12 protein-coding genes are annotated in these 12,917 nt (G+C 67.4%); 7 read left to right on the top strand and 5 right to left on the bottom strand.

Features of this window, described 5'->3' with window-relative positions; genetic code table 11:
- The first annotated feature begins 79 nt into the window (after positions 1–79).
- The 4 genes from ABIC66_RS11430 (at position 80) to ABIC66_RS11415 (ending at position 5,067) form a co-directional block, all read left to right on the top strand.
- Positions 80–1,561 carry a leucyl aminopeptidase gene (locus ABIC66_RS11430; protein ID WP_354070383.1) on the top strand — a complete coding sequence of 494 codons (1,482 nt, stop codon included), beginning with the start codon at positions 80–82 and terminating at the stop codon, positions 1,559–1,561.
- A 122-nt stretch (positions 1,562–1,683) separates the two neighbouring features.
- The gene (locus ABIC66_RS11425) at positions 1,684–2,145 is read left to right on the top strand and encodes a DNA polymerase III subunit chi (protein ID WP_354070381.1); all 462 of its coding nucleotides are present in this window, start codon (positions 1,684–1,686) and stop codon (positions 2,143–2,145) included.
- The gene (locus ABIC66_RS11420; RefSeq protein WP_354070379.1) at positions 2,142–2,486 is read left to right on the top strand and encodes a peptidase inhibitor I78; all 345 of its coding nucleotides are present in this window, start codon (positions 2,142–2,144) and stop codon (positions 2,484–2,486) included. The genes ABIC66_RS11425 and ABIC66_RS11420 overlap by 4 nt, the downstream gene beginning before the upstream one ends.
- Positions 2,487–2,577: 91 nt before the next feature.
- Complete coding sequence (locus ABIC66_RS11415; RefSeq protein ID WP_354070378.1) at positions 2,578–5,067, top strand: MASE1 domain-containing protein; 2,490 nt, start codon at positions 2,578–2,580, stop codon at positions 5,065–5,067.
- Positions 5,068–5,074: 7 nt separating this feature from the next.
- On the opposite strand, the gene ABIC66_RS11410 is transcribed toward ABIC66_RS11415, so the two are convergent.
- Positions 5,075–5,476 (bottom strand): hypothetical protein, encoded by a 402-nt coding sequence (locus tag ABIC66_RS11410; RefSeq protein WP_354070376.1) that lies wholly within the window; start codon positions 5,474–5,476, stop codon positions 5,075–5,077.
- A 93-nt stretch (positions 5,477–5,569) separates the two neighbouring features.
- Entirely contained in the window at positions 5,570–7,432 is a 1,863-nt protein-coding gene (locus tag ABIC66_RS11405) for an ABC-F family ATP-binding cassette domain-containing protein (RefSeq protein ID WP_354070374.1), read from the bottom strand.
- A 95-nt stretch (positions 7,433–7,527) separates the two neighbouring features.
- Here ABIC66_RS11405 and ndk point away from each other — a divergent pair, with 95 nt between their 5' ends.
- Positions 7,528–7,947: a nucleoside-diphosphate kinase gene (gene ndk, locus ABIC66_RS11400; protein WP_354070372.1), complete on the top strand. Its 420-nt coding sequence runs from the start codon at positions 7,528–7,530 to the stop codon at positions 7,945–7,947.
- A gap of 81 nt (positions 7,948–8,028) precedes the next feature.
- Complete coding sequence (locus ABIC66_RS11395; RefSeq protein WP_354070370.1) at positions 8,029–8,670, top strand: YoaK family protein; 642 nt, start codon at positions 8,029–8,031, stop codon at positions 8,668–8,670.
- A gap of 222 nt (positions 8,671–8,892) precedes the next feature.
- On the opposite strand, the gene ABIC66_RS11390 is transcribed toward ABIC66_RS11395, so the two are convergent.
- Entirely contained in the window at positions 8,893–10,335 is a 1,443-nt protein-coding gene (locus ABIC66_RS11390; RefSeq protein ID WP_354070368.1) for a hypothetical protein, read from the bottom strand.
- 289 nt (positions 10,336–10,624) lie between these two features.
- Between ABIC66_RS11390 and ABIC66_RS11385 the strand changes: the two genes are divergently transcribed.
- Entirely contained in the window at positions 10,625–11,290 is a 666-nt protein-coding gene (locus ABIC66_RS11385; protein WP_354070366.1) for a glutathione S-transferase family protein, read from the top strand.
- On the opposite strand, the gene purN is transcribed toward ABIC66_RS11385, so the two are convergent.
- Both purN and purM read right to left on the bottom strand, forming a co-directional pair.
- A complete protein-coding gene (gene purN / locus ABIC66_RS11380) occupies positions 11,285–11,884 on the bottom strand; it encodes a phosphoribosylglycinamide formyltransferase (RefSeq protein ID WP_354070364.1) in 600 nt (199 codons plus the stop codon). The genes ABIC66_RS11385 and purN overlap by 6 nt on opposite strands.
- Positions 11,884–12,909 carry a phosphoribosylformylglycinamidine cyclo-ligase gene (gene purM / locus ABIC66_RS11375; RefSeq protein WP_354070362.1) on the bottom strand — a complete coding sequence of 342 codons (1,026 nt, stop codon included), beginning with the start codon at positions 12,907–12,909 and terminating at the stop codon, positions 11,884–11,886. The genes purN and purM overlap by 1 nt, the downstream gene beginning before the upstream one ends.
- Between the last annotated feature and the right edge of the window lie 8 nt (positions 12,910–12,917).

Genomic DNA, 12,917 nt, shown 5'->3' with positions numbered 1-12,917 from the left:
GGACTATGCCGCCTTGGATCAAGAAGCGGCCGCGCCGTCGCGACGCGCCGTTCGAGTCGCCCATATGCAGGAGCGCGGCATGCGTATCGAGTTCGTCCCCGTCGACACCCAGGCTGGCGCCACGGCCGCCCTCGCGGTCCTGGCTCACGAGGGCGCGGCCCTGTCGCCGGAAGCCAAGGCGGCCAACGAGGCCACGGGCGGCGCCCTGGCTCGCGCCATCGCCGGCGGCCGCTTCACCGGCGCCAAGGGTCAGACCCTGGACGTCATCGCGCCTCACGGCCTGGAGGCCGCCCGCCTGGTGCTGGTCGGCGTCGACGGCTCGGGCGCGGTCGAGCCGGAAGCCGTCGAGACCGCCGCCGCCTCGGCTTATCAAGCGGTGAAGACCACCGGCGTCACCGAACTGGTCCTGAAGCTGGGCGCCGACGCCGAGAGCGCCGCCCGCGCCGCGTTCGGCGCGCGCCTGGCCGCCTATCGCTTCGACAAGTACCGCACCACCGAGAAGGCCGAGAAGAAGCCGTCGGTCCAGGTCGTCAAGGTCGCCGCCGCCGATCCGGTCAAGGCCCAGAAGGCCTATGAGCCGCTGTCGGCCCTGGCCGACGCGATCCTGTTCAGTCGCGACCTGGTCTCCGAGCCGGCCAACATCCTGCACCCCGAGGAATTCGCCGCGCGCGCCAAGAGCCTGGAGAGCTTGGGCCTCGAGGTCGAGGTGCTCGGGGAGGCCGCGATGGCCGAGCTCGGCATGGGCAGCCTGCTGGGCGTTGGCCAGGGTAGCGTGCGCGAAAGCCAGCTGGTGATCATGAAGTGGCTGGGCGGCGCCGATAAGTCGGCCCAGCCGATCGCCTTCGTCGGCAAGGGCGTCTGCTTCGACACCGGCGGCATCTCCATCAAGCCCGCCGAGGGCATGGAGGATATGAAGTGGGACATGGGCGGCGCGGCCGCCGTGATCGGCGTCATGCACGCCCTGGCCGGCCGCAAGGCCAAGGTCAACGCCATCGGCATCCTGGGCCTCGTGGAGAACATGCCCGACGGTAACGCCCAGCGTCCGGGCGACGTGGTCACCTCGATGTCGGGCCAGACGATCGAGGTCATCAACACCGACGCCGAGGGCCGCCTCGTGCTGGCCGACGCGCTCTGGTACTGCCAGGACCGCTTCAAGCCCCAGTTCATGATCGACCTGGCCACCCTGACCGGCGCGATCATCATCTCGCTGGGTCATGACTATGCCGGTTTGTTCAGCAATAACGATGGCTTGTCGGAAAAACTTCTCGCGGCCGGCAAGAGCGAGCGCGAGAACCTGTGGCGCCTGCCGCTGCCAGCCGCCTACGAGAAGCAGATCGAAAGCCCGATCGCCGACATGAAGAACATCGGCGGCCGTCCGGCTGGCTCGATCACCGCCGGCCTGTTCCTGCAGAAGTTCGTCAACGGCACGCCGTGGGCCCACCTGGACATCGCCTCGGTGGCCTGGCGCAAGCCGTCGACCGACCCGACCGTGCCGGACGGCGCGGCCGGCTTTGGCGTGCGCCTGCTGAACCGCCTCGTCGCCGACGCCTACGAAGGCTGAACCATGAGAACTGTCATCCCGGCCAGCGCGCGGCGCGCCGAGCCGGGACCGCCACGAAACGCAGGCGCTTCCGGCGGTCCCGGGTCTTCGCTACGCTTCGCCCGGGATGACAGGGAATTTTTATGACCGCTAACGCCTGCGAGGTCTGGTTCTACCACCTGGAGCGCTCGCCGCTCGAGGCGGTGCTGCCAGAGCTTCTGGAGAAGACGCTCGGACGGGGCTGGAAGGCGCTGGTGCGCGGCGGCGATCCGCGACGGCTGGAGGCGCTGGACCAGCACCTTTGGACCTATCGCGAGGACAGCTTCCTGCCGCACGGCGTCACCGGCGAGCCCATGGCCGAGCGCCAGCCGGTGCTGCTGACCGGCGAGGATGGCAATCCCAATGCGGGCGATGCGCTGTTTCTGATCGACGGGGCGGATCCTGGAGATCTTTCAGGGGTTTCGCGCTGCATCCTGCTATTCGATGGCAGGGACGACCAAGCGCTGGCGCAGGCGCGCGGGCGCTGGTCGGTGTTCAAGAAGGCCGGGCATCCGGTGTCCTACTGGCGCCAGGGCGCCGAACGCGGTTGGGAGAAGCAGGCATGAAGCGCGTCTTGTCGGCCCTGGTCCTGGGGATGCTCCTGGCCTCGTGCTCCAGCGCGCCCGAGCCCGCGCCGCCGCCGCCGCCCAGCACGCCTACCGCACCGCCGGCCATCGCCCTGCCGGCCAAGCCGCCGGTCGCCGAGGCCGAGAAGGACCAGTGCGGCCTGAAGGACGCCCAGGCCTTCGTCGGCAAGCCGCGCACCAGCCTGCCGGCCCCGGTGGATCCCTCGCGCTGGCGGGTGGCCTGCACCACCTGTCCCGTGACCATGGACTACCGCGCCGATCGCCTGAATATCTTGTTCAACGCCGAGACCGGTGTCGTCCAGGAAGTCAAATGCGGATGAAACCGCCGTTCTCCCAAGCTCTTCTGGCTTCCGTGCGTTTGAGATGAAATAACTTGAGCCGCCGGAGATTCCCGACCGGCCGGTTCAAAGCATGGTCGAGCACCCGACGATCGGACCCAAGACCCGCGGCGACTTGGCGACCACGCTGTTGGTCGCCGTGGGCGTCGCATTTGGCTTTGCCTTTCTGGCCTATCTCTGTGTCGAGGTTCCCCGCGCCTACGGTCATGTGACGCCGATCTGGCTGTCGAACGGCTTCCTCGCCGCTTGCCTGCTGTCGTCGCCGTCACGTCGCTGGCCGGCCCTGATGGTCGGCGCGGCGGTAGGCGCCTTGGTCGCCGGCGCGCACGCCGGCGACAGCCCGCTGGTCGACGTCATCCTGGTGAGCCTGAACCTGGCGGAGGCGCTTCTGGCGGCCTACGCCGTTCGGCGCGTGACGGGCGAGTCGATCGACCTGGGCAAGCCGCGCGACATGCTGGCCTTCGTCCTGCTGGGCGGGTTCCTGGCGCCGATGATCGTCGGAACCATGGCCTCGTCGCTGCTCACCCTGCTGCGTGGCGGCGACCTGCTGGGCAATGTCGTCGGCTGGGTCCTGAACGACATCCTGGGCATGCTGACCATCGGGCCGTGCCTGCTGGTTCTGTTCAAGGCCGGCCTCTATCTGCGCGAGCGCCCGGTGACCCGCGACGGCATGCTGTCGATCCTGATCTGCGGCCTGATGACGACCGTGGTCTTCGCCCAGACCAAATATCCGCTGCTGTTTCTGGTGCCGCCGGTCATGCTGCTGGCCGCTTGGCGGCAAGAGGTGTTGGGCGCGGCCATCGGCGCGGTGCTGGTGGCGGCGATCGCCCTGGTCCTGACCATCGCCGGTCGCGGGCCCATCCATCTGATCCTGGCCGGCACGGGTACGCAGTCGACGGTGCTGCAGCTGTTCCTGGCCGTCTCGACCTTCGTCAGCCTGCCCGTGGCCGCCTTTCAGCGCCAGCGCCGCGCCATCTTGGTCAATCTCGTCGAGGCCGGGGCCGCCGCCGAACGCAGCGAGGCCCGCTACCGGCTGTTGGCGGAAAGCGCCCTCGACATCATCGCCCACAGCACCCTGACCGGCCAGATGACCTACATCTCGCCGGCCGCCTTCTCGATCATGGGCTACGAGCCCGAGGACCTGCTGGGAACGGGTTATCTCGCGACGTTGCATCCGGATGATCGCCCTGCGATCCGGCGCGTGGTCGAGATCCAGCGCAACTGGCCCAGGGGCGTCGCGGCTCCGCCGGCCGAGACCGTCGAGTACCGCGCCTTCCGCAAGGACGGCGGCATGATCTGGCTGGAGTCGCGGCCGACCCTCGCTTGCGACCCGGTTACCGACGAGCCGACCGGCATCACCGACATCATCCGCGACATCACCGCCCGCAAGACGCTGGAAATGCAGTTGCGCGCCGCGCGCGCCGACGCCGAGGCCGCCGCCGCGGTGAAGGGGGAGTTCCTGGCCAATATGAGCCACGAGCTGCGCACGCCGCTGACCGCCGTGATCGGCTTCGCCAACCTGCTGACCGACGAGCCGAACCTGAGCGCGCGGGGGCAGCGCTATGTCGACCGGATCGCCACTGGCGGTCGAACCCTGCTGGCGACGATCAACGACATCCTCGACTTCTCGCGCCTGGAGCAGGGCCGCATCGAGCTGAGCTCGCGGCCCGTGGCGATCACCGATCTGGTCGCCGAGGTGCTGGACATGCTGGCCCCCGACGCCGCCGCCAAGGATCTGGTGCTGCGCGCCGTGGGCGACGACGGCGCGCCGCCGGTGCTGTACCTCGATCCCGAACGTGTGCGGCAGATTCTGTTGAACCTGATCGGCAACGCCGTGAAGTTCACCGAGGTGGGCGAGGTCCGGCTCGAGACCGACTATGACCCCAAGATCGGCCGGCTGCGGATGAGCGTCACCGACACCGGCCCTGGCGTAGCCCAGCAGGACCAGGCGCTGATTTTCACCCGCTTCGCCCAGATCGACGCGGCCCTGACCCGCGAGCACGGCGGCACCGGCCTTGGCCTGGCGATCTCGCGCGGGCTGGTCGAGCTGATGGACGGCGAGATCGGTGTCGAGAGCACGCTGGGCGAGGGCGCGCGCTTCTGGTTCGAAATCCCGGCCCTGGCCGGCCCGACGCACGCCGCCGACGACGACCAGGATGGCGAGGACGACATCCCGCTGCCGCCGCCGGGGCGTCGCGTGCTGGTCGTCGACGACAACGCCGGCAACCGCGAACTGGTCCGCTCGGTGCTGGAAGCCGTGGGTGTCGAGGTGGCCGAGGCCGTGGACGGGGAAGAAGGCGTCGCGGCGGCGGCGGCCTCGGTCTATGACGCCATTCTGATGGACCTGCGCATGCCACGCCTGGACGGCGTCGCGGCGGCTCAGCGGATCCGGGCCGAGCAGGGGCCCAGCGCCGGCGCGCCGATCATCGCCTTCTCGGCCGATGTGCGTTCAGGCCCGCTGGATCCAGTGTTCGACGGCGCGACGCCCAAACCGTTGACGGTCGTGTCGCTGCTGGGGACCTTGGCGGCGGCGTTGAGCGCACCAAAGCCCGCTACCGCCTGACGAACGGCTACGAGCGCTTGCCTAGACCCGGGAACATCGCCACGCCGTCCTCGAACACGCCCAGATAGCCCAGCTCGCCCAGCAGCGGCGTCAGGTCCTCGACCAGGTCTCCCGATCGCGGAAGTTGGGCGGGACGGCCGGCTTGGTCGTGCAAGCGATAGACCGTCCACATCTTGCCCTTGGGGGGCGCGGCGCCGGGCTGGATGAACCGGTGCTCCCAGCCGACCAGGGCGGGACTACGGCCAACCTCGACGTCGAACGGACGGTCGCGGAACGCCAGGTCCATCTCGATCCGCATGGCTTCGCCGATCCGCGTGTTCACCCACTCGGCGAACGCCTCGAGGACGGCGTGAGCGGACAAGCCTTCCGGATTGGCCACGACGTGGTTGCGGGGATGGGCGGTGCTCATGGCGGCACAGTGCGCCGCCAGATGTCGCGGAATGGCTAAACGACATGGTTTAGCGCCCGTTCACCTTAAACCTTTCCGATCCCACAGCGCAGCTTACGCCTCGGCCTCCGCCAGCGCCTCGGCCAGGTCCATCCAGGCGGCTTCGGCCTCGTCCAGCTTGGCCTTGGCGTTGTCGCGGCGCTTGGTCAGCTCGGCGACCTTCGTCGGGTTCTTGTAGAGCCGGGGATCGGCCAGCTGCGTCTCCAGCTCGGCCACCTGGCGCGTGGTGCGATTGACGACCTGTTCGGCCGCCTCGATCTTGCGTTTCAGGGGTTCGATCGCGGCCTTCTTCGGCGCCGGGGCGGCGGCCTTGTCCGGTTCGCGCGCCACCTGGGTCGGCTTCACGGCCTGCTTGGCGCGGTCCAGCACGAACCGGGCGTAGTCGTCCATGTCGCCGTCGAACGGCTTCACCGTGCCGTCGGCGGCCAGCCACAGGCGGTCGGCGACCAGCTCCATCAGCGAGCGGTCGTGGGTGATCAGGATCACCGCGCCCTCGTAGTCGTTCAGCGCGTCCAGCAGGGCGCGGCGGCTGTCGATGTCCAGGTGGTTGGTCGGCTCGTCCAGGATCAGCATGTGCGGCGCGTCCATCGCCACCATGTTCAGCAGCAGGCGAGCGCGTTCGCCGCCCGACAGGTTGGCCACCGTGGTCTCCTGCTTTTCGAAACCCAGGCCGAACTGGGCCAGCTTCGAGCGGCGCGAGCTTTCCGAGGCGTCCGGCATGGCCCGGCGGATGATCTCCAGCGGGGTGTCCACCGGATCCATCGCTTCGATCTGGTGCTGGTGGAACCAGCCGACCTTCATCTTCTTGTCGCGGTGCAGCTCGCCCTTCTGAACGGTCAGGGCGCCGGCGATCATCTTGGCGAAGGTCGACTTGCCCGCGCCGTTGACGCCCAGCAGACCGATGCGGTCATCCAGGTCCATGCGCAGGTTGAGGTTCTTGAGGATCGGGCGGTCCGCCTCATAGCCGACGTTCGCCTTCTCCAGGCGGATGAGCGGCGGCGCCAGCGGACGCGGCGGCGAGGGCAGGGTGAAGGGCGCGACGCGCTCCTCGATCGTGGTCGCCACCGGCTCCATCTTGGCCAGGCGTTTCATGCGGGACTGGGCTTGCGCCGCCTTCGAGGCCTTGGCCTTGAAGCGGTCGACGAAGGCTTGCAGGTGGGCGCGCTCGGCGTCCTGCTTGGCCTTGGCCGACAGCTGCAGGCGGGCCTTCTCGGCGCGACGCTTCTCGAAGTCGTCGTAGCCGCCGGTGTAGAGCTCCAGCTTGCCGCCGGCCAGATGCAGCATGTGCGTACAGCTGTTGTTCAGCAGCTCGCGGTCGTGGCTGACGATCAGGGCGGTGTGCGGGTATTTCTGGAGCCGGGCCTCCAGCCACAGAGCGCCTTCCAGGTCGAGATAGTTGGTCGGTTCGTCCAGCAGCAGCATGTCGGGCTCGGCGAACAGCGCCGCGGCCAGGGCCACGCGCATCCGCCAGCCGCCGGAGAACTCGCTCATCGGCCGCGCCAGGTCGTCCTGGGAAAAGCCCAGGCCCACCAGAATTTCCGAGGCCCGGGCCGGCGCCGAGTCGGCGTCGATCTCGATCAGCCGGGCCCAGATCTCGCCCATCGCCTCGGGATCGGCCGTCTCCAGCCGGGTCATCAGGTCGTGACGCTCCTCGTCGGCCTCCAGCACCGTCTCCAGCAGGGTGAAGGGCGTGGCCGGGTGCTCCTGGTCCACCGAGCCGATCCGCGCGGCCTTGGGCAGGCTGATCTCGTCGTCGCCGGCGTGCAGCTGCCCCAGGATCAGCTTGAACAGGGTCGACTTGCCCACGCCGTTACGCCCGATCAGGCCGACCTTGGCGCCCGGCGGCAGGCTGACGCTGGCATGGTCGAAGAACTTCCGACCCCAGGCGTTGAAGGTCAGGTCACGGATCTGAAGCATTTTTGTGAAGGTTACGCGGCGGGGTTGGCGGGGAGGAGGCGCACGGCTATAAGCCCGCAACCTCCCAATTCACAACTTTTCTGTGAGATCACTCCGTGACCGAACGCACCTTCTCGATCCTCAAGCCGGACGCCACCCGTCGCAATCTGACCGGCGCCATCAACGCTGTGATCGAGGCCGCCGGCCTGCGCATCGTCGCTCAGCGCCGCGTGAAGCTGACCGAAGCCCAAGCCAAGAAGTTCTACGAAGTGCACGCCGAGCGTCCGTTCTACGGCGAACTCGTCGCGCAGATGACCGCCGAGCCGGTCGTCGTCCAGGTGCTGGAAGGCGACAACGCCGTGGCCAAGTACCGCGAAGTCATGGGCGCCACCAACCCGGCCAACGCGGACGAAGGCACCATCCGCAAGCAATTCGCCCTGTCGATCGGCGAAAACTCGGTCCACGGCTCGGACAGCCTGGAGAACGCCGCGATCGAAATCGCCCAGTTCTTCACCGAAGATCAGATCGTCGGCTGATCCCAGCCAGACTTTTATGATGACGGCGGGCGGCCGGATCGGTGACGATCCGGCCGTTTTCTTTTGTCGCGGGGCGACCAGGTGAAGCACTACGAGCGCGGTGAGGTGGTGCTGGCGGTCACGCTGGCGGGGGTGGCGGGCTACGTCGACGCGATCGGCTTCCTGAAGCTGGGGGGTTTCTTCGTGTCGTTCATGAGCGGCAACTCGACCCGGTTGGGCGTGGGGCTGGCGACCGCGAACGGAGCGGCGGTCGCGACCGTGCTGAGGCTGGTGGTCGCCTTCGTCGCCGGGGTGGTGCTGGGCGCCCTGACGGCCCGGGCGTTCGGCGAGAACCGCCGCTCGCCGGTGCTGATCGTCGAGGCCGCGCTGCTGGCCCTGGGCGCGAGCCTCGTGGCTCTGGGCTTCGGCACGGCGGGCATGATCGCCGTCGCCATGGCCATGGGCGCCGAGAACGCCGTCTTCCAGCGCAATGGCGACGTGGCCGTCGGCCTGACTTACATGACCGGCGCCCTGGTCAAGGCCGGTCAGCGCATCGCCGGGGCCCTGGTCGGCGGCGAACCCTCGGACTGGTTGCGCTACGTCCTGCTGTGGACGGGGCTGGCCGCCGGGGGGGCGTTGGGCGCTGTCACCTATGTGACGATCGGCGCCGCCGCCCTCTGGGTCGCCGTGGCGGTGGTGCTGGGCGGCGCGTTCTGGGCCGAGCGGCGCTGGCGATCGGTGTAAGGAGAGGTCGGCTTCCGACCCAAGTCGGACATTCAAAGAGCCGTCTCAAGGGGCCCAATACCACAACGATCGCCCAGCCATGCTGACATCGGCCGGTAGTCCGGCCATGTGAGGGCGAGGATCGCCGAAGCCAGGCTCCGACGCTTTCGCTTCCTTGTCTAAGAAGCGTTGGCCAACGTCGCCGTGAGCGCTTGATAGTCGACCTGCGTCGTCGCTTCGCCGTCAGTCGATCTTTCGCTCAATAAGTCGACGGCAGAAATCCTCGTACACGTCACGACCCATTTCGAAGCCAGAGAAGGCGATAAAAAGGGGTCCAGCGACGCTGGCTACAAAGGGAGCGATCGATGACTCGGGGGTCGAGATAGGAACCTCGACATAGGAATTGACGACCTCGGTATGGCTCTCGCCGCCCACAGAAAGAAAACGGGCGGGGTTGGCCCAGCCAGACAGCCGCCGGGGTGCCAGAGAGGACCACCGAAAGGCAAAGCCTGCGGCTCCCTCGGAGTTCCAGTCAAGAGCTTGAGCGATCCGCAAGCCGACGACGATCGCCTCCGCGATCCGGTATGTCATGAGGAATGGATCGAGAACCGACCGAGGGGGCACTTGGTCAGACAAATCGTCCTGCATCACCCGACGTAGATAAAACGCGCCTCTTGGCTCGAGCCGCATGAACTCAAAGTGCTGCGACCACCCACCATTCAGATCGCTGATCAGGGCTTCCCATCCCTCATCCTTCACGTAGGGCCGGTCGGCAGCCTCCCGAAAGTTGCTAGAATCAAGCCAGATCGGCCAGCCAGTGAGCTGTGGATTGGCGCTTGCAACAGTCCGTTGAAAGTCACGTGTGGGCTGGGCGTCAATGCGTGGCGGATCAAGGGTGAGGGCGACCTCCATCGTCAGTAACTTTTCGACCCTTGCGAACTCGGCGGTCTGGCCCCGGGCTTCGACAGCAAGGCGAAACCGGTCTGCTCCAGCCGCCAGCGTTTTGAACGTCTCATCCCTCAGGCGAACGGGCGGTTGGTCGAGGATTGGCACCGGAGCCGGCACCTGCTGTGCGGTCGATGGCGGAGCGGGAGTGATATGCTGCAAAAGCTTTGCAAGCTCAGCCCCGCCGAGTTGTCGGCGGAGAAAGCGGCCAATGTCAGCCTCGCGATTATCGAAGCAGATGTCGAGCAAAGCCCGGTAGTCGCGCGGATGGATCTGTGCGGTACTTGGCGTCCCGTTGGCGCTGAGCGTGCGGAAGTAGAGCCCGCCCTCTGCGATCAGTTTCTTTCCGCCAGGGCCATCGAGTGCGCTCTTAGCAACGACTGGAATTTGAACTCCGTCCGGGATCACTACGATAGGGTGCTGCTGACCGGCCCGCTCGCCGACGGCGACTTCGATTGGAAATGGATCGAAGGCGTAGCGCGAGACGAGCGCCTGGATGCGGTCAACATGATACGCGTCGCCCATGGGTTCAGCTAGGTTGTAAGCGGCCGGTTCGAGCGAGCGGTCATCGAAGCCCAGCACCAAGAAGCCGCCGTTCCGGTTGCGGATCGCGAACACGGCCTTGACGAGCTTCGCGATCCCGAGCGGGTCAGCCGTGTCCAACCAGGTCTTGATCTCAACCTGTAGGCTTTCGGAAGGACGCTCTAGGAGGGCGCGAATTTGATCGTCGCTGATCGGCATAGCTGCATTCCTAGCGTGTGGTTCCGGGCTTTGGAATGGTGGCTCGCGCCACTGGGCAGGATCTTCGGCCGCTCGTGACCCCGACGGCTCGGCGACCACTATGAACTTCGAAAGCCGAGACCGCCAAATGAGCGCCGATACGTATGCCTTTATTCGGAGAACGCCGAAATCAGATGTTCCAAGAAGAGCTCTGATCGCGGGCTAAAGGTCCGCTCACCACCCATAGCTGACCTTGCCAAGGCCCAATCGGGCGCGGCAGGCTCGCTTCCATGAGGAGAGGCCGACCGCGATGAGCGAACTGACCATCTGGAGCTATGACTGGGTTCCCGAGGGGCCTCGGGGTTTCGTGCGGGATCTGAGGCTGAGATGGGCGTGCGAGGAGGCCGGTCTGGCCTACGCTGTCCGAACGATCCCATTCGACGGCCGCGAGACCAACCATTTGGATCGCCAGCCCTTCGGCCAAATACCGTTCCTGGACGACGACGGGCTGAAGATCTTCGAGAGCGGCGCGGGGCTTCTGCACCTGGCGCGGAAAAGCGACAGGCTGATGCCGTCGGATCCCGTCGGAGAGGCCGAAACGCTGCAGTGGGCCATCGCGGCGCTCAATTCGATCGAGATGGTTTCGGTGCCGTGGTGGTTTTTGAAAATGTGCGGTGACGCGGACAATCCGCTTAAGGGATGGCTGGGTCAGCGCCTCGGTCATATCGAACGGATACTAGGCGAGCGGGAATGGCTCGCGGCCGACCGCTTCACCGTCGCGGACCTGCTGATGGCCGACGTGCTGCGGGTGCCGGACGTCCGCGCGTTCGGCGACAGGCCGGCGAGCGAGGCCTATGTCGCCCGGATCACCGCTCGACCGTCATTCAAAAAAGCCCAGGCCGACCAAATCGGCCTTTTCGCGGCGGCCGACAAGAAGCGAGCCGAGAAGGGGGCAAGCGAACGCGCGCCCCTATGACCGCGGGATGGCCTGGAGCCCTCGGACGAACGCCGCCAAGGTTTCGGCGTAGAGCCGATGCTCCTGGTCCAGCACCCGCGCCGCCAGCGTGTGGTCGTCGTCGCCGGGCAGGATCGGCACGCGGGCCTGGCCCAGGATCGGACCTTCGTCGACCCCCGCCGTGACCAGGTGGACGGTGCAGCCGGCCTCGAGGTCGCCCGCCGCGATCGCGCGGCCGTGGGTGTCCAGTCCCGGATAGGCCGGCAGCAGGGACGGGTGGATGTTCAGCATCCGGCCTTCCCAGGCGTCGACCAGGAACGGCGTCAGAATGCGCATATAGCCGGCCAGGGCGATGACTTCGATCCCGCGCGCGCGCAAGGCCGCGTCGATAGCCCGCTCGTGGGATTCGCGATCCTTGCCGAAGGGCTTCTGGTCGACGCACAGGGCCTCGACGCCCTCGGCCGCCGCCGTGGCCAGGCCGCCGGCGTCCGGTTTGTTGGCCAGGACCAGCGCGATTTCGAACGGGCACTCCTCCGCCTTCGCCGCGCGGACCAGGGCCTCCATGTTGGAGCCCCGTCCCGAGATCAGGACGGCGACCTTGGTCTTCTGGGCCATCAAGCCTTGACCAGTTGGCCGCAGATGAAGGCGTCCTCGCCGGCGTTCAGCAGAGCGGCTAGGACCGGCTCGGCGTCGGCCTGGGCGACGATGACGATGAAACCGACGCCGCAGTTGAACGTGCGGCGCATCTCGTGCTCCGAAATACCGCCCACCTGGGCCAGCCATTCGAATACGGGCGGCAGCGGCCAGGCGTTCCAGTCGAACTGGGCTTCCAGGCCCTCGGCGATGGCGCGCGGCGGGTTCTCGATCAGGCCGCCGCCGGTGATGTGGGCGCCGCCCTTGACGCGACCCGACTGCAGCAGCGGCAGCAGCGACTTCACATAGATGCGGGTTGGGGCCATCAGGGCCTCGGCCAGGGTCTTGCCGTCTTCAAACGGGCAGGGGGCGTCCCAAGCCAGGCCCGAGCGCTCGACCACGCGGCGCACCAGCGAATAGCCATTGGAATGCGGGCCCGACGAGCCGAGGCCGATGATCACGTCGCCGGCCCGTTGCTTGTCCAGCTTGGGCAGGACGCCGTCGCGCTCGACCGCGCCGACCGAGAAGCCGGCGAGATCGTATTCGCCGTCGCTGTACATGCCCGGCATTTCCGCCGTCTCGCCGCCCACCAGGGCCGCGCCGGCCAGCTTGCAGCCGTCGGCGATGCCGGCGACGACGCTCTTGGCGACCTCGATGTCCAACTTGCCGGTCGCGAAATAGTCCAGGAACATCAGCGGCTCGGCGCCTTGCGCCAAGAGGTCGTTGACGCACATGGCCACCAGGTCGATGCCGACCGTGGCGTGCATGCCAGCATCGATCGCGATCCGCAGCTTGGTGCCGACGCCGTCGGTCGTGGTGACCAGCAGGGCGTCCTCGTAGCCGGCCGCCTTCAGGTCGAACAGGGCGCCGAACCCGCCGAGGCTGGCTTCCGCGCCGGGGCGGCGGGTGGCCTTGGCCAGGGGCTTGATGGCGTCCACGAGCGCATTGCCCGCGTCGATGTCGACACCCGCCTGGGCGTAGGTAAGGCCGTTGGGCAGATCGCTCATGGTGGCTC

The sequence above is a fragment of the Caulobacter sp. 1776 genome, from assembly GCF_040545685.1.
GTDB lineage: Bacteria > Pseudomonadota > Alphaproteobacteria > Caulobacterales > Caulobacteraceae > Caulobacter.
This window is presented reverse-complemented; position numbering and strand designations above follow the sequence as displayed.